23 protein-coding genes are annotated in these 21,316 nt (G+C 67.1%); 4 read left to right on the plus strand and 19 right to left on the minus strand.

Annotated elements, in window-relative coordinates; all coding sequences use genetic code 11:
* Positions 1-17 precede the first annotated feature (17 nt).
* From AWC18_RS06895 to AWC18_RS06910, 4 genes are all read right to left on the minus strand, one after another.
* A complete protein-coding gene (locus tag AWC18_RS06895) occupies positions 18-803 on the minus strand; it encodes an ABC transporter permease (RefSeq protein ID WP_208858333.1) in 786 nt (261 codons plus the stop codon).
* Between the two features lie 72 nt (positions 804-875).
* On the minus strand, positions 876-1,676 hold the full coding sequence (locus AWC18_RS06900) for an MlaE family ABC transporter permease (protein WP_109470416.1): 801 nt from the start codon (positions 1,674-1,676) through the stop codon (positions 876-878).
* Between the two features lie 122 nt (positions 1,677-1,798).
* Positions 1,799-2,623 carry an enoyl-CoA hydratase/isomerase family protein gene (locus AWC18_RS06905; RefSeq protein ID WP_085138197.1) on the minus strand — a complete coding sequence of 275 codons (825 nt, stop codon included), beginning with the start codon at positions 2,621-2,623 and terminating at the stop codon, positions 1,799-1,801.
* A gap of 36 nt (positions 2,624-2,659) precedes the next feature.
* Positions 2,660-3,745, minus strand: a complete 1,086-nt coding sequence (locus AWC18_RS06910) for a phosphotransferase family protein (protein ID WP_085138198.1) — start codon at positions 3,743-3,745, stop codon at positions 2,660-2,662.
* A gap of 120 nt (positions 3,746-3,865) precedes the next feature.
* Here AWC18_RS06910 and AWC18_RS06915 point away from each other — a divergent pair, with 120 nt between their 5' ends.
* On the plus strand, positions 3,866-5,356 hold the full coding sequence (locus tag AWC18_RS06915; RefSeq protein ID WP_085138199.1) for an acyl-CoA carboxylase subunit beta: 1,491 nt from the start codon (positions 3,866-3,868) through the stop codon (positions 5,354-5,356).
* 8 nt (positions 5,357-5,364) lie between these two features.
* Positions 5,365-5,760: a lipocalin-like domain-containing protein gene (locus tag AWC18_RS06920; RefSeq protein ID WP_234806447.1), complete on the plus strand. Its 396-nt coding sequence runs from the start codon at positions 5,365-5,367 to the stop codon at positions 5,758-5,760.
* On the opposite strand, the gene AWC18_RS06925 is transcribed toward AWC18_RS06920, so the two are convergent.
* From AWC18_RS06925 to AWC18_RS06985, 13 genes are all read right to left on the minus strand, one after another.
* Positions 5,747-6,715 (minus strand): NADPH:quinone oxidoreductase family protein, encoded by a 969-nt coding sequence (locus AWC18_RS06925; RefSeq protein WP_085138201.1) that lies wholly within the window; start codon positions 6,713-6,715, stop codon positions 5,747-5,749. The genes AWC18_RS06920 and AWC18_RS06925 overlap by 14 nt on opposite strands.
* Complete coding sequence (locus AWC18_RS06930; protein ID WP_085138202.1) at positions 6,715-7,326, minus strand: TetR/AcrR family transcriptional regulator; 612 nt, start codon at positions 7,324-7,326, stop codon at positions 6,715-6,717. The genes AWC18_RS06925 and AWC18_RS06930 overlap by 1 nt, the downstream gene beginning before the upstream one ends.
* On the minus strand, positions 7,323-8,621 hold the full coding sequence (locus tag AWC18_RS06935; RefSeq protein ID WP_085138203.1) for an acyl-CoA dehydrogenase family protein: 1,299 nt from the start codon (positions 8,619-8,621) through the stop codon (positions 7,323-7,325). The genes AWC18_RS06930 and AWC18_RS06935 overlap by 4 nt, the downstream gene beginning before the upstream one ends.
* 21 nt (positions 8,622-8,642) lie before the next feature.
* The gene (locus AWC18_RS06940; protein ID WP_085138204.1) at positions 8,643-9,404 is read right to left on the minus strand and encodes an SDR family NAD(P)-dependent oxidoreductase; all 762 of its coding nucleotides are present in this window, start codon (positions 9,402-9,404) and stop codon (positions 8,643-8,645) included.
* 1 nt (position 9,405) lies between these two features.
* Positions 9,406-10,461 carry a phosphotransferase family protein gene (locus AWC18_RS06945; protein WP_085138205.1) on the minus strand — a complete coding sequence of 352 codons (1,056 nt, stop codon included), beginning with the start codon at positions 10,459-10,461 and terminating at the stop codon, positions 9,406-9,408.
* Positions 10,462-10,633: 172 nt separating this feature from the next.
* Positions 10,634-11,812, minus strand: a complete 1,179-nt coding sequence (locus AWC18_RS06950) for an NAD(P)/FAD-dependent oxidoreductase (RefSeq protein ID WP_165757980.1) — start codon at positions 11,810-11,812, stop codon at positions 10,634-10,636.
* A gap of 30 nt (positions 11,813-11,842) precedes the next feature.
* Positions 11,843-12,673, minus strand: a complete 831-nt coding sequence (locus AWC18_RS06955) for a mycofactocin-coupled SDR family oxidoreductase (RefSeq protein ID WP_085138207.1) — start codon at positions 12,671-12,673, stop codon at positions 11,843-11,845.
* Positions 12,674-12,720: 47 nt separating this feature from the next.
* Positions 12,721-13,527: an SHOCT domain-containing protein gene (locus AWC18_RS06960; RefSeq protein ID WP_085138208.1), complete on the minus strand. Its 807-nt coding sequence runs from the start codon at positions 13,525-13,527 to the stop codon at positions 12,721-12,723.
* 110 nt (positions 13,528-13,637) lie between these two features.
* The gene (gene tuf / locus AWC18_RS06965) at positions 13,638-14,828 is read right to left on the minus strand and encodes an elongation factor Tu (RefSeq protein ID WP_064997886.1); all 1,191 of its coding nucleotides are present in this window, start codon (positions 14,826-14,828) and stop codon (positions 13,638-13,640) included.
* A 91-nt stretch (positions 14,829-14,919) separates the two neighbouring features.
* On the minus strand, positions 14,920-17,022 hold the full coding sequence (fusA, locus tag AWC18_RS06970; protein WP_085138209.1) for an elongation factor G: 2,103 nt from the start codon (positions 17,020-17,022) through the stop codon (positions 14,920-14,922).
* Positions 17,023-17,098: 76 nt separating this feature from the next.
* Positions 17,099-17,569, minus strand: coding sequence for a 30S ribosomal protein S7 (gene rpsG / locus AWC18_RS06975; RefSeq protein WP_064997884.1), 471 nt, complete (start codon positions 17,567-17,569; stop codon positions 17,099-17,101).
* Positions 17,569-17,943 carry a 30S ribosomal protein S12 gene (gene rpsL, locus AWC18_RS06980; RefSeq protein WP_007767794.1) on the minus strand — a complete coding sequence of 125 codons (375 nt, stop codon included), beginning with the start codon at positions 17,941-17,943 and terminating at the stop codon, positions 17,569-17,571. Before rpsL ends, rpsG begins: the two co-directional genes overlap by 1 nt.
* A 254-nt stretch (positions 17,944-18,197) precedes the next feature.
* A complete protein-coding gene (locus tag AWC18_RS06985) occupies positions 18,198-18,827 on the minus strand; it encodes a TetR/AcrR family transcriptional regulator (protein WP_085138210.1) in 630 nt (209 codons plus the stop codon).
* A gap of 140 nt (positions 18,828-18,967) precedes the next feature.
* On the opposite strand from AWC18_RS06985, the gene AWC18_RS06990 reads away from it, so the two are divergent.
* Together AWC18_RS06990 and AWC18_RS06995 are read left to right on the plus strand one after the other, a co-directional pair.
* Entirely contained in the window at positions 18,968-19,333 is a 366-nt protein-coding gene (locus AWC18_RS06990) for a DUF3060 domain-containing protein (RefSeq protein WP_085138211.1), read from the plus strand.
* A 32-nt stretch (positions 19,334-19,365) separates the two neighbouring features.
* Positions 19,366-19,743 carry a DUF3060 domain-containing protein gene (locus tag AWC18_RS06995; RefSeq protein WP_085138212.1) on the plus strand — a complete coding sequence of 126 codons (378 nt, stop codon included), beginning with the start codon at positions 19,366-19,368 and terminating at the stop codon, positions 19,741-19,743.
* 82 nt (positions 19,744-19,825) lie between these two features.
* Here AWC18_RS06995 and AWC18_RS07000 read toward each other — a convergent pair whose 3' ends face one another.
* Positions 19,826-20,587 carry a crotonase/enoyl-CoA hydratase family protein gene (locus tag AWC18_RS07000; RefSeq protein WP_064997880.1) on the minus strand — a complete coding sequence of 254 codons (762 nt, stop codon included), beginning with the start codon at positions 20,585-20,587 and terminating at the stop codon, positions 19,826-19,828.
* A complete protein-coding gene (locus AWC18_RS07005) occupies positions 20,584-21,297 on the minus strand; it encodes a PaaX family transcriptional regulator C-terminal domain-containing protein (RefSeq protein ID WP_109470357.1) in 714 nt (237 codons plus the stop codon). Before AWC18_RS07005 ends, AWC18_RS07000 begins: the two co-directional genes overlap by 4 nt.
* Positions 21,298-21,316 lie beyond the last annotated feature (19 nt).

The following is a 21,316-nucleotide window of genomic DNA, read 5'->3' on the forward strand; positions in this document are numbered from 1 at the left end:
TGCGCGAATGCCTGCAGCTACCCGGCGAGGTTGAAGTTGCCGCTGGCCCCGTAGACCGACAGCGAGACCAACAGCGTCACCGAGACGACGACGATCAGCGAGGTCCGCACCGCGTTGCCCACCGCGACGCCGACCCCGGCCGGGCCGCCGGCGGCGAAATAGCCGAAGTAGGTGTGGATCAACAAGATGGTGATGGCCATCAAAAAGGCCTGCAGGAACGACCACAGCAGGTCGATGGGGTTGAGGAACGTACGGAAGTAGTGGTCATACAGTCCGGCCGACTGCCCGAACAAGAACACCGTGGTGAAGCGGCTGGCCATGAACGACAGGATCACCGCGATGGCGTACAGCGGAACGATCGCGACCAGTCCCGCGACGATCCGGGTGCTGACCAGGTAGGCGATCGGTCGGATGGCCATCGATTCCAGCGCGTCGATCTCCTCGTTGATCCGCATGGCCCCCAGCTGTGCGGTGACCCCGGCGCCGAAGGTGGCGGCCAGGCCGATGCCGGCGACCACCGGGGCCGAGATGCGCACGTTGATGAAGGCCGCCAGGAATCCGGTCAGGGCCTCGATGCCGATGTTGCCCAATGAGCTGTAGCCCTGCACCGCCAGCGTGCCGCCGGCGGCCAGGGTCAGGAAGCCGACGATCACCACGGTGCCGCCGATCATCGCCAGCGTGCCGGTGCCCATGCTGATCTCGGCGATCAGCCGAATGACCTCCCGGCGGTAACGGGCGAACGCGAACGGGGTCGTGGCGATCGCTTTGCCGTAGAACAGCGTGTGGTCCCCGATGCGGCTCATCGCGGCGATCGGTCGCCGAAGCTGCCGGGCGACACCGGGATAGACCGCGGTCAGAGCTCGAAGCGCCACGGCTCAGCGCGCCGTCATCTTGATGCCGATCGCGGTGACGACAACGTTGACCACGAACAGTGACATGAAGGCGTAGACGACGGTTTCGTTCACCGCGTTGCCGACGGCTTTGGCGCCGCCGCCGGAGATGGTCAGGCCGCGGTAGCAGGCGACCATGCCGGCGATCAGTCCGAACAGCGCCGCCTTGACGCAGGAGATGATCAGCTCGGGAACCCCGGTCAGCAGGGTGATTCCGGCCGCGAACGCGCCCGGATTGACGTCTTGGACGAAGACCGAGAAGACGTAGCCGCCGAGGATTCCGATGATCACCACGAGGCTGTTGAGCAGCAGCGCCACCAGGCCCGCAGCGAGCATCCGCGGCGTCACGAGCCGCTGAATCGGGTTGATGCCCAAGACCTCCATGGCGTCGATCTCTTCGCGAATGGTGCGCGACCCCAGGTCGGCACACATCGCGGTGGCACCGGCTCCCGCCACGATCAGCACCGTCACCATCGGCCCGACCTGGGTCACGGCACCGAACGCCGCGCCGGCGCCAGACAGGTCGGCGGCGCCGAGCTCGCGCAGCAGGATGTTGAGGATGAAGCTGACCAGGACCGTGAACGGTATGGCCACCAGCAGGGTGGGCGCGAGCGAAACGCGCGCCACGAACCAGGACTGCTCGATGAATTCGCGGGCCTGGAAGGGCCGTTTGAACAAGAACCTGACAGCGTCCACCGACATGGTGAACAGGCCCCCGACCGCCTCCATGGGACCCGCCAGGCGAGCCATCGCCGAACCCGGGGACCAGTGGATCAGGTCCTTCATCCCCATCAGGCTCCTCCCGAGACAGTGCGCGTGAATCCTATCCGATTAATACATTCTGCGATACTCGATTCTAATTTCTATGCACACCCATTCTCATCTGAGGCAAATGCCTTCGAGGCCCGTCACAGCCGACCGTCGACGCGCAGATCAGGGTGCACCCACTCCGGTGACCTGCGCTCTTTGAAGGCGCGGAATCCTTCGACGGCCTCCGGCGCACCCAGACTGGTGTTCATCCCGATCCGGTCGAACAGCCCGAGGTAGGAGTCCAGGCTGGACTTGACCACGGCGCGCGCTGCCGGGGCGGTACGACAGCACTGCGCCAGCACATCGCGGGCGGCATCAGCCAGATCCTCGTGCGGGACCACGCGTGCCACCATGCCCCAGTCGAGAGCTTCCTGCGCGCCGAAGGTGCGGCCGGTGAACATCAGGTCGCGGGTGCGGACCGGGCCGATCACCCGCGCCAGCATCTGGCTGTAGTAGGTGTCGGCGATGCCGCGGAACAGCTCGGGCACCCGGAACGTGGCCCGGTCGCTGACCACCGCCACGTCACTGCAGAGTGCGATCTGCAACCCGCCGCCCTGGCACAGCCCGTTGACCGCGGAGACCACCGGCTTGACCGAACTGCGCAGCGTGTCGAAGGGGGTGATGTCCATACCCAACGCGGCCCCGAACGTCAGCCAGTCGTCCGCCCCGCCCCCGCCCATGTCCCCGCCGGGGGCGAACACATCTGCGGTCCCGGTGATCAACAGCCCGGCCAGGTCCGGATCCTGATTGACCCGGCCCACGGCATAGCGCAGGCCGAAGTACATCGCCGGCGTCATCGCATTGCGGGCCTCGGGGCGGTCCAGAGTGCAGACCGCGATCGGCCCCTCACGCCGAAACGTCAGGTACGGCGTTCCCAGCCAGTCCCCCTCGGGGGGCCGTGGCCCCTGCGCATGAGCATCCATCGAACCCCGGCCTCTCTTCTTCGTGCACGACCGGGCTCAGCCGGCCAGCTCGCCCACCAACTCCAGCGTGCCCAGATCGCGGATAGCCTGACACCCGCGCTGCAGCATCGTGACGAACATGTCGTCGCCGCGCTCGGTATCGGTTGCGAACACCAAGCCGAGCGCGCAGATCAACGGTACTTGCAGCGCACCGAACCGGTAGTCCTGCCAACAGGTTTCGCGGTCGTAATCGCGCACACCGTGACCCAGCAACGCGTTGTGATACTCGGTGACCAGGTCAGACTCGATGTCTTTGCGCAGCTCGGGCGTCAAGCTGGTGCCGGTGAAGAAAGCCAGGTCCCGGGCCGGCAGCCCGACACCCAGCGTCTGCCAATCGACCACCCAGATCTGTTCCCCGTCGGGACTGAACAGCATGTTGTCCAGTCGATAGTCGCCATGGATCAACGCGAACCGGCCCAACCGCGCCGACACCCACGGGGTGACCACGTCCAGCGCCGCCGTCAATGTCGCGCAGTCGGTGTCACCGAGCTGGGCGCCGAGCCGCTCCACGCAGGTCTGCGCGCACATCCGGGCGATGTCACCCATGCCCTTGGCGCCGGCCTCGTCCAGCTGGGTCATGGCCAGTCCGGGGAAGGTCAGCCATCGCTGATCGCACCAGGTGGGAGCGTGCAAGCCGGCCAGCGCCCGCACCGCCAGCCGAGCCTGGCGTTCACCGCAACCCGCGATCTGATCGCCCTGGACCGCGGGCGCCCGGTCGGAGAGCAGCAGCGCGTACTCGGTTGCGTCATCGTTGATTTCACAGTGGAAGCACTGCGGTATCGGGATCTGGACGCCGTCGGCCACCTCCTGGTAGAAGGCGCACTCGCTGCGATAGCCCAGGACCACGCGGTCGCGGACGGCGTCGTCGCCGGCGGGCAGTTTGATCACGAAGCTGGCCGGCAGATCCCCCGGGTCGCCCGCGTAGCGGGCCGCCACCCGATAGGTGGCCCCGGTCTGGCCGGTGCCGACCGGAGTGACGTCGACCGAGGCCACCTCGACAGGTTCACCCCGAGCGCTCAACACCGCCGACAGCCACTGACTGGTCACGTCATGCGGATAGCGCGGTATCTGCACGGGAGTCATCGGTCGCGCTCAGGCGCAAGGGAACTCATAGTCAATGCCCGTCCGGGCAGCCAATTCCACCCACGCCGGGTGACGCTACAGTAAGAATTTCAGTATGGTCAACGAAACGAGGCGCTGCAGATGACGAACGGCTGGCAGGAGACCCTGGAGGACCTCGACCGCCGCCGTCGACACACGTGGGCCATGGGTGGCCCGGAGCGGGTCGCGAAGCACCGCGACAAGGGCAAGCTCGACGCACGTGCCCGAATCGCACACCTGCTGGACCCGGGCAGCTTCCGCGAACTGGGCACCATGGTCGGCGGGCAGATCGCCGCGGACGGCATCGTGGTGGGCTCGGGGCTGATCAATGGCTCTCCGGTGATGGTGGGCGCCGAAGATTTCACCACGCTGGCCGGCAGCATCGGCCCCGGCGGCAACGCCAAGCGCTACCGGATCGCCGAGCTGGCGCTGCGCGACAAGATCCCGTTGGTAATGCTGTTGGAGGGCGCCGGATTCCGTCCCACCGGCGAGCATTACGGGCGCACCCCGACCGACCTGCTGGCCCAGGCGCAATGCTCGGGCAAGGTGCCGACCGTCGCCGCGGTCCTGGGTCCCTCAGCCGGGCACGGCGCCCTGGTGGGTCCGGTCTGCGACTTCCGGATCATGAGCCGGCACGGCGCGATCTTCACGGCCGGCCCGCCGGTGGTCAAAGAATCCACCGGCGAAGAAATCTCCAAGGAGGACCTGGGCGGTCCCGAGGTCGCGCTGAACAGCGGTGTGGTGCACAACTTCGGCGCCGACGACGAGACGGTGCTCGACGACATCCGCCGGTACCTGTCGTACTTCCCCTCCAGCGCGTGGTCCTACCCCACGGCGCTGACGCCGGATGCGGCTGCGCAATCGCGGCCCACTCCCGAACTGCTCGACATCGTCTCGCGAGACAATCGCCGGGTCTACGACATGCGGTCGGTGCTCGACGTCGTCTTCGACCGGCCCGACTGGTTCGAGGTGCAGCCGCGGTTCGGCCGGGCGATCATCTGTGCGTTGGCCCACCTGGGTGGCCACCCGGTGGCGGTGGTGGCCAATCAGCCGCAGGTGCTGGCCGGCTCCATCGACACCGACGCCGCGGACAAGGCAGCGCACTTCATCATGGTGGCCGACTCCTTCCACCTGCCGATCGTGTTCCTGGCCGACAACCCCGGCATGCTGCCCGGCAGCCGCTCCGAGCGAGCCGGGGTGTTGCGGGCCGGCGCCCGGATGTTCGCCGCTCAGACCGCGGCCACCACCCTGAAACTGCATCTGACGCTGCGCAAGGCCTACGGCTTCGGTTCCATGGTGATGTCGCTGCTGGGATTCGACTCCCAGGTGGCCACGTTCGCCTATCCCGGTGCGACGATGGGCGCGATGAGTGCCGCCGCGCTCAGCGCGGCCTCGCATGCCGGGGAAGATCTGGCCGCCAAGCTGCGCGACACCGAACTGCAGGCGTCGTATCACTCTGCCCACCAGCTCGGCTTCGATGAACTCATCGATCCCCGGGAGACCCGTGACGCGCTGCTGTCCGCCCTGCAACGCGGGCTGCACAGCCGCCAGGCCGCCGCCGAGCCGGTGACCCGAACCGTCATCATGCCCTGACGGGCACTTTGCGTGAGGCGCTGCTGGGCGGCTGGGAGTTGTCGACGTTCGATTCGGTCGACGTCGTCACCGGCGCGCTGTCACACCCCATGGGCACAGCGCCGCGCGGACTGATCCTCTACACCGCCGACGGGTTCATGTCCGCGCAGCTGACCGGCAGCGCCGACGCCGCGCCGCCCGACGAGACCCTGCCCGCCTACATCGCCTACGGTGGCCGATTCCGCGTCGACGAGGACACCGCCACCGTGCACCACGAAGTGAGCATCTCGATACTGCCGGAGCTGCTGACGGCCCCGCAGCTCCGGCAGGCACGCGTCGACGGCGACCGGCTGACGCTGTCGGCGACGACCACCAACGACGGTGTGACGACGCGCAGCACCCTGGTCTGGGTCAGACGTCGATGATCACCTTGCCGACCGCCTTGCGCTCGGCGACGTAGCGCAAGGCGGTGGCGGTCTCGGCGAGCGGGAAGCGGGCGCCGATGTAGGGGCTGACCTTGCCCTCGGCGAACAGCTGCTGCAGTTCGGCGAGGTCACGTTCATTCTCGGCCGGGAAGTCGGTGGCGAACGTCCGGATCTCCATGCCCTGCACCGTGATGCCCTTGAGCATCACCAGATTCAGCGGGATCGCCGGAATTGCGCCGGCGGCATACCCCAAGGTGATGAACCGCCCGCCGCGGGCCAGGCTGCGCAGTGCCGGCTCGGCGTAGGAGCCGCCGACCGGGTCGAGCACGGCCTGCGCGCCGTCGCCGGTGATCTCGCGGATCCGCGTCTTGAGGTCCTCCCGGTCGTAGTCCACCGTCGCGGCAGCGCCGCGCTGGCGACACACCTCCAGCTTCTCCGGGCTCGACGCCGCGGCAAGCACCTTGGCGCCCAACGCCACCCCCAGGTCGACCGCGGCCAGCCCGACTCCCCCGGCAGCACCCAGCACCACCACCCAATCGCCTTCTTTCACTTGGGCAATGGAGCGCAGGGCGTGATAGGCGGTGCGGTAGGTGACGCCGAAGCCGGCCGCGGCCGCGTAGTCGATGCCGTCGGGGATGCGGGTGGCCACCGCGGCGGGCACCAGCGCCTGCTCGGCGAAGCCGCCCACGAACGACGTTCCGACCACCCGGTCGCCGGGAGCGTAGGGCACGCCGTCGCCGACGGCGATCACCTCGCCGGCCAGCTCACTGCCGGGGGTGAACGGCACCGGGATCTTCAGCTGGTACTTGCCGTCGATCATCAGCACGTCGGGGAAGTTGACCGCCGCGGCGTGCACCCGGACCACCATCGTGCCGGGCGCGGGTGTGGGGTCGGGCAGCTCGCGCAGCACCAGATCTTCGGGCGGGCCGTAGCGCTCGCAGACGATCGCGCGCATCAGGCCACCCCCAGCCCGCGAAGGCAGAACGACACCAGATGATCCACATCGGCCTGCTTCGGTCGCCGGCCGGCATTGAGGTAGCCACGCATGGTCGACAAGGTAGCGCCAAACACCAGATCGGCATCCCGGCGGGGGTCGTCGCCGCCGAGCGCGCTGATCGGACCGGTGAGCAGCTCACGCAACGGCGCCAGAATCTCCTCGTCGGAGCGCTGCCGGTCGGTGCTCACCGGCAGCTGCGTGCTGGCGGCGCGGCTCAGGCTCAGCAGGTGCGGGTCGGAGAGCTGCGCCAAGATGCCGCGAATCCAGCACGCGACTTCAGCTGCAGGCGTCTGCTCCTTCGCCAGTTGATGCTCCAGGTAAGACCCCACGATCGCGACACCACGCTCCATGACTGCCAGGATCACGTCGTCCTTGCCCGCGAAGTAGCGGTAGAACGCCTTGTTCGACGTGCCCGCCTCGGCAACGATGTCGCTCACCCGGGGCGGATCGGGCGCACTGCGCTGCAGCACCGTCACCGTCGCGGCCAGGATCCGTTCCACCTCGGCGGTGGCCTCGCGCTGGCGTTCGTCGAGGGCGCGGTGCACCGCGGCATCGACACGTGAGGTCATGGCACTGCCGGGATCCGGTCCAGGCGGTCGCCGTACTTGGCGCGCGCGGCCTCGATGCGGTTGTCCAGGAATTCGCTGGGCCACTCCGGGTCCTCGGCGTCGTAGTCCTTGAGCAGTAGCCGGGCCAGGTTCACCTTGTGCGCCTCGGTGGGGCCGTCGGCCAGGCCCAGCGCCACCCCGCCCAACAGCACGTTGGTCAGCGGCAGCTGTTCGGTCAGGCCCATCGCTCCGTGCACCTGGATCGCCCGCAGACCGATCGACTTGAGCACCTGCGACGCCAGGATCTTGCAGACCCCGATTTCGGCGCGAGCCGCCTTCTCGTCGCCGGAGTCGATCAGCCACGCCGCGTGCAGAACCGTGAGCCGAAACGGGATCAGCTCGGCGTAGGAGTCGGCGATGAAAGCCTGCACCAGCTGCTTGTCGGCCAACGAACTGCCCTGGGTGAAGCGACTTTTCGCGCGGCGGGCCATCATGTCGACAGCCCGCTGGGCCACCCCGATCGAGCGCATGGCGTGATGCAGGCGCCCGCCGGCCAGACGGCTCTGCAGGATCAGGAAGCCCTGACCCGGCTCGCCCAATATCGCGTCGGCCGGCACCCGCACATTGTCGTAGCGGACCAGTGAATGACCGGCTTCGTGAGGATGCGACCCCACCAGATGATGGGTGGCCTCGATGACCAGACCCGGGGTGCCGGCCGGGATCAAGAACGTCGACGCCCCGCGGTGCACCGGTACATCCGGGTCGGTGATGGCCACCACGATGAAGAACGACGCCACCGACGCGTTGGAGGAGAAGTACTTACGCCCGGTGATCACCCAGTCATCACCGTCGCGGACCGCCCGAGTGGTGAACACCCGCGGGTCGGCTCCGCCCTGCGGCTCGGTCATGGAGAAACAGGAGAAGATCTCCCCTGACAGCAGACCGGCCAGGTAGCTGTCCTTCTGCTCTGTGGTGCCGAACCGTGCCAGGATCTCGGCGTTGCCGGTGTCGGGGGCCTGGGTGCCGAACACGATGGGCGCCCAACTGGACCGGCCCAGGATCTCATTGATGAGGGTCAGTTTGACCGCCCCGAATCCCTGGCCGCCGAGCTCCGGCCCCAGATGCGGTGCCCACAGGCCCTGTTCGCGTACCTGGGCCTTGAGCGGGTCGACTATCCGGCGGCGTTCCTCGGTCAGCGGCAGATATTCGCAGCCGGGAAACAGCACCTCCAGCGGCTCCACCTCGTCACGCACGAACTCCCGAATCCATTCAAGCTTCGCCTCGAATTCCGGCTCGGTTGAGAAGTCCCACGCCATTTTTCGCTCCCTTTCAGTGGGTCAGACACTGCCGCCGTCGACCCGCAGGATCGAGCCGGTGGTGAAACTTGACGCGTCCGACATCAAAAACAGTGCTGCGCCGACGATCTCCGACGGATCCCCGGCGCGCTGCAGTGCGGCGGCACCGAACGGATTGTCGGCCTCGGTGAAGTCCCACGCCTTGGAGATATCGGTGAGGAACGGCCCGGGCATCAAGGTGTTAACCCGCACCGTCGGCCCGAACGCCTGCGCCAGCGCTTCGGTCACCACGTTGAGCCCGGCCTTGGCCGCGGCATACGGGACGAAGGTGGGGTGCGGGCGCAGCGAACCGTGGGTGCTGACGTTGATGATGGATCCGCGGCCCGCGGCCACCATCCGTTCACCGATCAACGCCGACAGGCGAAATGGGCCTTTGAGGTTGAGATTCACCACGGCGTCGAACATCTTCTCGGTGACGTCGGTCTGTCGGGAGTAGACCGGTGACATGCCGGCGTTGTTGACCAGCACGTCCACTCGGCCGAACCGCTCGTAGGCTGCGCCGACCAATCCGTCGAGCTGCTCCCAGCGCCCGACGTGCACCGCGTAGGGCATCGCGGAGCGCCCCGTCTCGGCCTCGATCGCGGCGGCGGTGGCCTGGCAGGCGTCGAGTTTGCGGCTGGCGATCACCACATCGGCACCGCACCGGGCCGCCGCGAACGCCATCTCGCGGCCCAGGCCACGGCTACCGCCGGTGATCAGCACCACCCGATCGGTCAGGTCGAAGAGCGAATCCGCGTAACCCATCTCAGCCTCGCTTCACCGGTAGCGAGCGGGCGAGTTCGGCTGCGGCACTGATCAACTGCGGGATCATCGGGCCCATCGCGGCGGCGATCTGCGGGTCGACCCGGCCGCCGGTGACCGAGGCCGCGTAGGTCTTCTCCAGCACGATTCCCAGCTTCCAGTTGGCCAGCACCAGGTAGTAGTCGATGTTCTCGGTGGACAATCCGCTGACCTGTTCGTAGCGTTCCAGCAGCTCCGAGCGGGTCGGCATGCCCGCGAGGTCGGCGTAATAGCCTTGGGTTCGCGGATTCTCGCCGTCGTAGCCGAGCAGCGCCCAGGCCAGGTCCAAAAGTGGATCGCCGATGGTCGTCATCTCCCAGTCGATGATCGCGACCAGTTTCGCGGGTGCGCCGTGGGCGTACATCACGTTGGCGAACTGGTAGTCGCCGTGCATGATTCCCGGCGTGTAGTGCGCCGGATGGCTGCGGCGCAGCCAGTCCGCGGCTTCGTCCAGGCCGGGCAGGTCGCGTACCCGGTAGCTGTCCAAGAACGCCAGCCAGCGGTCCACCTGGCGCTCGTGAAATCCGTCCGGGCGGCCGAACCCGTCGAGCCCCCGCGCGCGCCAGTCCACGCGTCCCAGTCGGGCCGCTCCCTCGACCAGCTCGAAAGCCAGGCCGCGGCGGGTCTCCAGGTCCGTGTCGAAGGGAGCCGGCCAGGCGTTGCCGGTCGAATTCCAGCCGTCCACCTCGGCCATCACGTAGAACGGTGTGCCGAGCAGTTCGCCGTTGTCGTCGGCGGCGATCAACTGCGCGTGCGGGACGTCGGTGCCCGACAGCGCCCGCACCAGGCGGATCTCCCGACGCAGCCCATCGATGCGGGCGGCGTCCGCCCGGGGGCCCGGCATCCGCAGCACCGCGGTGGCCTCGCCCCGGCGTACCCGGTAGAGGGTGTTCTGCGAGCCACCGCTGAGCGGTTCCAGCACTGGCAGTTCGCCTTTTCCGGGTGTGTCGGGGGCAGCATGGGCGTCGAGCCAGCGGCCCAATGCGCTGCTGTCGAGCCGTGCTGTCTGTTCATCCGCCATCGCCGGCACCTCGCAATCTCTGGGTGGAGAATAGCGTTCTCCACCCGGAGATTGGGCGGTTTGAGCGAGATCCGGGGGTTGGGAAGCCCTCGCCTACTGGCGCGAGCGTGCATGGTTGTACGCGCTACACGGCGTGTCGGCGAGCAGACACGCACGCTCGCGCCAAGGAAAACTAGCCCAGCACGTCGGAGATGGGGGCTCCCGCGGCGATCTTGGCCCGCGCCCCCATCACCTTTCCGGGGCGACCCGCGCCCACCACGCCGGCGAGCACACCGTCGCGTTCGTAATACGCCAGGAACTTGTGACCGTCGTCCTCGACCAGGTGCACGGTGTCGGTGGCCTCCGGCTCGCCCAGGCACTGGATCTTCAGGTCGTACTGGTCGCTCCAGAAGTACGCCGGCACCGCCACGTCATGCAGGGACTCCCGGCCCAGCATGGTCGGAACCATCACGCGGACCTGGGTCACCACGTTGCTCCAGTGCTCAACGCGCACCTGGTGGCCGTCGCGGCCCCGCCAGAACGCCACGTCGCCGACGGCCCACACGTTCGGCACACTGGTGCGCCCGGTCGCGTCGCACACCACGCCGTTGCCGACCTCAACCCCGCTGCCGGTCAGCCACTCGGTCGCCGGCGTCGAACCGACGCCCAGCACCACCACGTCGGCGGCCAGCTCGGTGCCGTCGGAGAGCACCACGGTCTCGACGCGGCCCGAGCCGCGAACCTCGGCGACGCCCACACCGCTGCGGACATCGACCCCGTTGGCCCGGTGCAGCCGCGCCACCAGTTCGCCGATCTGCTCACCGAGCACGGCGGCCAGCGGCGTGGGCTGCGGCTCCACCAGCACGACATCCACGCCCAGCTTGCGCAGGCTGGCTGCCGCCTCACACCCGATGAATCCGGCGCCGATCACCACCGCACGGTCGGCTCCGGCCGCGTCGTCGCGCAGCGCCAGGCTGTCCTCGAACGACCGGACCACGCGGATGCCGTCCAAATCGCCGAAGCTCGGGATGCGCCGCGGCACAAGACCGGTGGCGATCACCAGCTGGTCGTAGCCCAGGACGCTGCCGTCTGCCAGCGTCACCGACTGCGCGGCGGTGTCCACGCTGCGCGCACCGGAACCCAGCCGCAGGGTGATGTTGCGCTCGGCGTAGAACTCCGGGGGCTCCAGCGTGGTCTCGTCACGCTCGCCGCGCAGCACCTCTTTGGTCAGCGGCGGCCGGTCATACGGCGGGCGGGTCTCGTCGGAGACGATCGTGATCGGCCCCGCGTATTCCTCGCGCCGCAATTCCTCGGCCGTGCGCACAGCCGCCAGGCCGCCGCCGACGATAACGATCCCGTTGTCGGGCACCACGATCTCCCTGTTTCTTCCGGCCAGGGGCGATCAGTACTTGAGCGCGCCCTTGTCCACCTGGATCTGAACTCCCGTCAGGATTCCAGAGCCATCGCCAGCCAGCCAAACCACTATGTCGGAGACCTGGTCAGGGGTCATGAACGACTGCGGGTGCAACGGCATCGGAGGGAAGGCGTGCAGGTATTCCGGGCGCTCGGTGAAGATCTCGGCCATCACCTGCGGCTCGATCATCGGGGTGTCCACCGAGTAGGGGTGAATCGAGTTGACCCGGATGCGGTGCGCCCCGACCTCGAGAGCCAGCGTGTTGGTCAGACCCACCAGTGCGTGCTTGCTCGCCGCGTAGTGGCCATTGCCGGGAGTGGCCTTCAGGCCGGCCGACGAGCTGACGATCACGATCGAGCCGCCGTTGTCGGCCTCGATCATCGCCGGCACCGCCGCCCGGATGGTCCGCCAGGTGCCGGTCAGGTTCACGTCGATGACGGTGTTCCACTGCTCGTCGGTGAGCTCCCACAGCCGGCCCCAGCTCAGCACGCCGGCGTTGGCCACCACCACGTCCAGGCGTCCGAACTGCTCGACACCGTCGTCGACCAGCTTGCGCAGACCGGCGTCGTCGCGCACGTCGACCGCGCGGGCCAGCACCTTGCGGCCCTGCGCTTCAACCGCACTGACCGTCTCGGCGAGTTCCTCGGGCGTGGCGGCCGGGTAGGTGATGCAGTCCGAGGCCGGCGCGCAGATGTCCGCGGCGATGATGTCGGCACCGGCGGCCGCCAGCCGGATCGCGTGCGAACGGCCCTGGCCGCGCGCCGCACCGGTGACGAAGGCCACCTTGCCCTGCAGATTGTGGTTCTGGCTCTCACTCACTCGACGAGGCTAGCAGCTGTATATGGAACGTGTTCTAATCCGAGGCCTCAGAGGTCGGCGATGATCTCGGCGCGCTTGCGTGCGTACTCTTCGTCGGTCACCGCCCCGGACGCGTGCAGTGCCGACAACTGCTGCAGGCGCTCCCCGACCGACGGCTGCTCACCGTCCGGGGCGGCTGCCGGGTTGGCTGCCGGCTGCGCGACTGCTCGGCGCACCACCGCGCTGATCTGTTGCCGCAGTGCAGGATTCGCCCGCACATCCACCATCTGGTTCAGCCCCACACCATGGGACTTCAGCAGCTGCAGGATCTCCATCAGCGGACCGGATTGGCCGCTCAGGTCGTAGGTCCGGCCGTCTTCGGCAATCTCAAACTGCGCGGGCACCAGGCCATTGACCAGTGCGCTGCGTTCCCAGTCGATGCGGTGCTTGCCGCTGACCGGGTCCACCAGCACCACCAGCTTGCGGGCGGTGATATTGCCCAATCGGCTGACACTGGCGATGACCCGGTCGTCGCGGTCCATCGGCGCCAGACCCGGGCCGGTGATGTGCAGGCGCAACTTGACCAGCGGTTGGTCATTGATCCGGGTGCCGGTCTCGGTGATGCCGTGGATCTGGGCGAGCGCCAGGATCCCGTCGCGTTCGAGATCCGCGGCGTCGCTGGCCGATTTCGTCCCGACATACACCAGGCCGAGGGCCACCAGTACGTCGGCCACTGTGATCGCGATGCCGGTGTAGAACATCCACCGCGTCACATCAAGTTCGCCGATCGCGTAGTACGCGATCAGGAAGATGGGCCCGACCATGCCGCCGCACAGCAGGACGAGCAACTGCGCCTTGACGTATCGCCACAACATCACGTGACCAGGGTCTAACACCACACGGCCGAACAGACGCAAAATCCCCCTTTTCCCGGAGGAAAAGGGGGACTTTACGTCTGCTCGCGCAGGAACTGCTCGCGCAGGTACTACTTGATGATCTTGGTCACCCGGCCGGCGCCGACGGTACGACCACCCTCACGGATGGCGAACCGCAGACCCTCGTCCATGGCGACAGGCTGGATCAGCTTGACGGTCATCTCGGTGTTGTCACCGGGCATCACCATCTCGGTACCCTCCGGCAGGGTCACCACACCGGTCACGTCGGTGGTGCGGAAGTAGAACTGCGGACGGTAGTTGTTGAAGAACGGCGTGTGGCGACCACCCTCGTCCTTGGACAGGATGTAGGCCTGACCCTCGAACTCGGTGTGCGGGGTGGTGGTGCCGGGCTTGACCACAACCTGGCCACGCTCGACGTCCTCACGCTTGACACCACGGATCAGCAGACCGACGTTGTCACCGGCCTGGCCCTGGTCCAGCAGCTTGCGGAACATCTCGACACCGGTGACGGTGGTCTTGGTGGTCTCCGGACGGATGCCGACGATCTCGACTTCCTCGTTCACGTTGATCACGCCGCGCTCGACACGACCGGTGACCACGGTGCCACGACCGGTGATGGTGAAGACGTCCTCAACCGGCATCAGGAACGGCTTGTCGGTCTCGCGAACCGGGTCCGGGATGGACTCGTCGACGGCCTCCATCAGTTCCTCGACGGACTTGACCCACTTCTCGTCGCCCTCGAGCGCCTTCAGAGCCGACACCCGAACCACCGGGGCCTCCTCGTCGAACTCCTGGGCACCCAGCAGCTCGCGGACCTCCATCTCGACGAGCTCGAGGAGCTCTTCGTCGTCGACCATGTCGGACTTGTTCAGCGCCACCAGGATGTAGGGCACACCGACCTGGCGGGCCAGCAGCACGTGCTCGCGGGTCTGCGGCATCGGGCCGTCAGTGGCCGCGACCACCAGGATCGCGCCGTCCATCTGGGCGGCACCGGTGATCATGTTCTTGATGTAGTCAGCGTGACCAGGAGCGTCGACGTGGGCGTAGTGCCGCTTCTCGGTCTGGTACTCCACGTGGGAGATGTTGATGGTGATACCGCGCTGACGCTCTTCGGGAGCGTTGTCGATCTGGTCGAACGCACGCGACTCGTTGAGGTCCGGGTACTTGTCGTGCAGAACCTTGGTGATAGCCGCGGTCAGCGTGGTCTTGCCGTGGTCAACGTGACCGATGGTCCCGATGTTGACGTGCGGCTTCGTCCGCTCGAACTTCGCCTTCGCCACTTCTTGTCCTCCTGGACTTGTTGGTGCTGGGTTACAGCAGGATTGATCTTTTTGGGTTTGTGCCACCGTAGCGGCACGGGCGGGAAGCTGGTTACTCGCCCGTTGCCTTCGCGATAATCTCCTTCGCCACCTGCGCCGGCACTTCGGCGTAGGAGTCGAACACCATGGAGTAGTTCGCCCGGCCCTGGGTCTTCGACCGCAAGTCTCCGACGTAGCCGAACATCTCCGACAACGGCACCTGCGCCTTGACGACGCGTGCACCGCTGCGCTCCTCCATGGCCTGGATCTGGCCACGGCGGGAGTTCAGGTCGCCGATCACATCGCCCATGTAGTCCTCGGGCGTGGTGACCTCAACGGCCATGATCGGTTCCAGGATCACCGGCTGCGCGGCAGCGGCAGCCTTCTTCAGCGCCTGCGAGCCGGCCACCTTGAAGGCCATTTCGGAGGAGTCGACGTCGTGGTACTGACCGTCGATCAGGGTGACCTTCAGGTTGACCAGCGGGTAGCCGGCCAGCACGCCGTACTGCATGGCGTCCTGGGCGCCGGCGTCCACCGCGGGGATGTACTCGCGAGGCACGCGGCCACCGGTGACCTTGTTCTCGAACTCGTAGGTGGCACCGTCTTCGCCGGTGAACGGCTCGAGGTCGATGAGGACCTTGGCGAACTGGCCCGAGCCACCCGTCTGCTTCTTGTGGGTGTATTCGACCTTCTCCACCTTGCGGCGGATGGTCTCCTTGTAGGCCACCTGCGGCTTGCCGACGTTGGCCTCGACCTTGAACTCGCGGCGCATGCGGTCCACCAGGATGTCCAGGTGCAGCTCGCCCATGCCGCCGATCACGGTCTGGCCGGTCTCCTGGTCGAGGTGGACCTTGAACGTCGGGTCCTCTTCGGCCAGCTTCTGGATCGCCAGGCTCAGCTTTTCCTGGTCACTCTTGGTCTTGGGCTCGATGGCCACCTCGATGACCGGAGCCGGGAAGGTCATCGACTCCAGCACGATCTGGTTGTTCGGGTCGCACAGGGTGTCGCCGGTGGTGGTGTCCTTCAGGCCGATCACCGCATAGATGTGGCCGGCAGAAACGCTTTCGACCGGGTTCTCCTTGTTGGAGTGCATCTGGAACAGCTTGCCCAGCCGCTCCTTCTTGCCCTTGGTCGAGTTGACCACCTGAGCACCGGACTCCACCTTGCCCGAGTACACCCGGACGTAGGTGAGCTTGCCGAAGAACGGGTGCACCGCGATCTTGAACGCCAGCGCCGAGAACGGCTCCTCGATGCTGGGCTTGCGGCTGATGACCTCGTCTTCCTTGCCGGGCACGTGGCCCTGCACCGACTCGACGTCCAGCGGCGACGGGAGGTAGTCGATCACGGCGTCCAACATCGGCTGGACACCCTTGTTCTTGAACGCGCTGCCGCACAGCACCGGGTACAGCTCCGAGGTGACCGTCAGCTTGCGAATGCCGGCCTTGATCTCCTCGACGGAGAGCTCCTCGCCCCCGAGGTACTTCTCCAGCAGGGCCTCGTCGCTCTCGGCGACGGCCTCGAGCAGGGCGGTCCGGTACTCGTCAGCCTTGTCGGCCAGATCGGCCGGGATGTCGATGGTCTCGTAGGTCTCGCCGAGCTTGGTCTCGCCGCGCCACACCTTGGCCTTCATCTCGACCAGGTCGACGATGCCCTCGAAGTCGTTCTCCGCACCGATCGGCAGCTGGATCACCAGCGGACGGGCGCCGAGGCGCTCTTCGATGGTGCGCACGGTGAAGTAGAAGTCCGCACCGAGCTTGTCCATCTTGTTGACGAAGCAGATCCGGGGCACGTCGTACTTGTCGGCCTGCCGCCACACCTGCTCGGACTGCGGCTCCACGCCCTCCTTGCCGTCGAACACGGCAACGGCGCCATCGAGCACCCGCAGGGAGCGCTCCACCTCAACGGTGAAGTCGACGTGGCCCGGAGTGTCGATGATGTTGATCTGGTTCTTGTTCCAGAAGCAGGTCACCGCGGCGGAGGTGATGGTGATGCCGCGCTCCTGCTCCTGCTCCATCCAGTCGGTCGTGGAGGCACCGTCGTGCGTCTCACCGATCTTGTAGTTGACGCCGGTGTAGTACAGGATCCGCTCGGTCGTCGTCGTCTTACCCGCATCAATGTGCGCCATGATGCCGATATTGCGGACCTTGTTCAGGTCAGTCAGCACATCCTGTGCCACAGCAGTCTTCCCACTCTTTCGGTTACTTCAATTGCTTGTTGTCGCAGGTGCTTCGGCGGTCAGTCCGCCGACGTGATCACCAGCGGTAGTGCGCGAACGCCCGGTTGGCCTCGGCCATCTTGTGGGTGTCTTCACGACGCTTGACTGCAGCGCCCAGGCCATTGCTGGCGTCCAGGATCTCGTTGGCCAGGCGCTCGATCATCGTCTTCTCCCGGCGCGCCCGCGAGAAGCTCACCAGCCAGCGCAGGGCCAGGGTGGTGGACCGCTCGGCCCGCACCTCGACCGGCACCTGGTAGGTGGCACCGCCGACGCGGCGGCTGCGGACCTCGAGGGCCGGCTTGACGTTGTCCATCGCGCGCTTGAGCGTCACGACCGGGTCGGTGCCGGTCTTTTCCCGAGCCTGCTCGAGAGCGCCGTAGACGATGCGCTCGGCCAGCGACTTCTTGCCGTCCAGCAGCACCTTGTTGACCAACTGGGTGACCAGCTGGGACCCGTAGACGGGGTCGTTGACCAACGGACGCTTGGGTGCGGGGCCCTTGCGCGGCATTAGCTCTTCTCCTTCTTCGCGCCGTAGCGGCTGCGGGCCTGCTTGCGGTTCTTGACTCCCTGGGTGTCCAGCGAGCCGCGGATGATCTTGTAGCGCACACCCGGCAGGTCCTTCACACGACCACCACGCACCAGCACCATCGAGTGCTCCTGCAGGTTGTGACCCTCACCCGGGATGTAGGCGGTCACCTCCACCTGGCTGGTCAGCTTGACGCGCGCCACCTTGCGAAGCGCCGAGTTCGGCTTCTTCGGGGTGGTGGTGTACACGCGGGTGCACACGCCCCGTCGCTGCGGGCTGCCCTTGAGGGCCGCGGTCTTCACCTTGGCGACCTTGTCGCGGCGGCCCTTACGGACCAGCTGCTGAATGGTTGGCATCTACCGGCTTCCTGTATCGCTGTTCAAACTCTGTAAATCCTGCAGGTCTGTGCCCTACCGCTACCCCGCGGTCGGGCGTGTCGCATGGACCGCCGCGGATCACTCCGCTGCATAATGGACATGCGAATTAGGCCAAGCGCGCGCGTTATGTCACCAAACGCGCATCAGTGGCCAGGCACGAGCTACCACAATACCCGTCAGCACTCCGGCAGGTCAAAGCGCGTCGAAGCGGGCCCCCTGACCCCCTCCGCCACCTACTGGCTGCGGTTGTCCATAGCCGATGCCAGCCTGCGGACCATGTCGGCGAAGACGGCGTCGGTGTCCACGTCATCCATCACGCCGGTCATCTCCAACAGCACGAATCCGTGCATCGCCGCCCAGAATTCCAGCGCGGCGTGAAACGCCTTGTCTCCCTCGAGCCCGTAGGACGCCAGCACCTCGATAACCGGGGCGGCGGCGCGGGTGGCCGCGGCCGTGTACTCCGGGTCGTCGCCGCCCAGCGGCATCCGGGTGAAGGCGGAATACCGGCCCGGGTGGTGGTGGGCATAGCTGCGGTAGGCGCCGGCCATCACCAGCACTGCGTCGTCGCGCGCGCGGCCCTGTCCGACCTGGGTCAGCATCTCCAGAATGTCGTCGATGACCCGCATCCGCATGGCGCGGCGCAGATCGCCCAGGCTGTGCACGTGGTTATAGAGCGACGGCCCCTTGGTGCCCAGCTGGGTGGCCAACGCATTGATGGTCAGCGCATCCCAGCCCTCACGGTCCAAGAAATTCAGTGCGGCGTTGACGATGACCTCGCGGCTGAGCTTGACCGGTCGCGCCCCCGATTTGCCGTTGTTGCGCGAGCGACCCGCCGCTGCGGACGGGTCTGGTCGAGCTGACATGGCGTGGGCCCTTCGTATTGCACAGCAGGATGAGATCAGCACTGAACTCTAGTGGACCGATTAGGAGGGGAACCCGAGTACGCGCCGCCGGGTGCGACGTAAGCTTTGCCGAGATTGCGTCCGGTGAGAGGGGCTCGGAGATGAAGTGGTCCGCGCTGGCTGGTGTGTTGCTGGGTCTGGGCGCCGGTTCACTGGGAGCAGCCGCGAGCGTGCACGCCGTGCCCGGCGACATTCACATCTACGGGGTGCACGAGACCCACGTTCTGGACTGCAACGGCGGGACCCTGTTCATCAACGGCGTCAACCTCACCATCCACGCGATGGGCACCTGCTATGCGGTGACCACGCAGGGCTCGCAGAACACCGTGATCGCCGACACCATCCTCAACGATGTGACCGTCTACGGCTACGACACGACCGTGTACTACCACAATGGCGACCCGCTGCTGTTCGACCGCGGACGCGAGCTGGGGATGACCAACCGGCTCCAACGCGTACCGGCGTGACTCGCAGGCTCCGGGTAAACCTCTGCTCGCTGATGGCCGCCGCGACGGCGCTGCTGTCAGCGGTGCTCGCCGGCTGCGAGTCGCAAGCGCCGCCTGCTAAGTCCTCGCGGATCTCCCAGAACTACGACGGCCGGTTCGCAAACACGATCCGATATGAGTCGTTCGGCGCGACCTCGGCTTTGGACTGCGCCGACGGCAAGTCGCTGCACGTGCTCGGTTCCAACAACAAGCTGACGGTCCGCGGCCGCTGCGAGGCGGTGAACGTGGCCGGTGCCGACAACCGCATCACGATCGAGCGCATCGACAAGACGCTGACGCTCAGCGGACTCAACAACACCGTCACCTATTACGGCGGCGATCCCAAGGTCGACGACCGCGGGGTGCGTAACACCGTCGCCGACAAGCGCTGAGCGGGTCAGGCTGGCCGCCGGCGTCAAGCACTTCCCGGCGGTCGCAAGCGCGGCGCAGCCGGGCGCCGGGCGCCCGCCGGCGTCAAGCCTTAGCGCCGTGGCGGCCGGCCCCATCAGCGAATCGGCCCGCCCCGCGCAATGCCTCGTCGGCCACCCGCTCGATGCTCTCGAATTCGGCGTCCATCGCATGGGCTTCGGTCAGGCCCCACTGCCGCAGCGCGGACAGCCGATCCGCGCGCAGGCACCCCTGCGGCAACTCGGCCAGTTCCAGCGCCAGTTGCTCGGCCGCGCGGCGCGCCTCCCCGGTGGGGACCACCCGGTTGGCCAGCCCGATCGCCAGCGCCTCCTCGGCGTCCACCGCACGGCCGGTGAGGATCATGTCCATGGCGCGACTGTGGCCGATCAGCCTGGGCAGCCGCACGGTGCCACCATCGATGAGCGGAACCCCCCAGCGTCGGCAGAAGACGCCGAAGGTCGCGTCGGCCTCGACCACACGCATGTCGCACCACAGCGCCAACTCCAGGCCACCGGCTACCGCGTAGCCGCTGACCGCGGCGATCACCGGTTTGGACAACACCATTCGGGTCGGACCCATCGGTCCCGGCCCGCTGCGATGGGTCTTATTGGTATTCGGCGTCCCCAGGGCTTTGAGATCAGCTCCCGCACAGAAGGTTCCGTGGTCGCCCCACAGTACGGCCACCGATGCGCTTGCATCGCGGTCGAATTCGTCGAAGGCCTGATACAGCGCGGCGGCCGTCGGGCCGTCGACGGCGTTTCGGGCGTGCGGCCGATCCAAGATCACCGTGGTGACAGGCCCACTGCGCTCCACACGCACCGCATTCATCGCAGCACCCCCTCTCGGTCAGCGTCGCGTCGCGCGACTAATTCATCGGCGAATTCCGCGTAGCGACTGCGGATTCGCGTCCCCGGCCAGTCCGCCGGAAGCAGTTCGGGTGGCAGCACCGGGTCGCGGCGCAGGTGGCGAACCATGGCCGCTGCGACGATGAACCGGCTCGGCACGTCCTCGGCGTCGGCCATCGCGGCGAGCAGCTCGTGGCCGGTCTGCGCCCACCCCGGCAGATCCCACAGCGTGGCGGCCAGCTCGGCCGGTTGCTCATCGCGCGCGGTGAGCAACCGGGTGTGCAGCTCGAGCCCCTCGCCCAGCTCGACGTCGATATTGTCCGGGCGCATCCAGAATCCCTCGCGCAGCTCGGCGAACCGCCGGTCGGTCAGTCCTGAACGCAGGGTGGCCCGAGTTCGCGCGTCGCAGCCGATGCTGGTGATCACCACGGCAAGCCAGGTGCCGTCCCAAGCTCTGGTCTGCGGATTCAGTGCCGCGTCCTGCAGGCGCTGGCGCTCCAGCAGACGCTCGGACAACCCGTACCCCGCGCTTGAGCGGACCAGGTCTCCGGCCGCCACCAGTCGGGTCAGCGCCACCCGCAGGGCTGTCTCCTTGATGCCGAAATCTGTTGTCAGTCGTAGCAATTCACCCGCGGTGGCCGACGCGGGGTGGGCCCCCAGCAGCACGGACAGGACTACCGAGCGGGCCGTCATACGCACTGTGTCAGCCATC

This window comes from Mycolicibacter nonchromogenicus, from assembly GCF_002101775.1.
Taxonomy (GTDB): Bacteria; Actinomycetota; Actinomycetes; order Mycobacteriales; family Mycobacteriaceae; genus Mycobacterium; species Mycobacterium nonchromogenicum.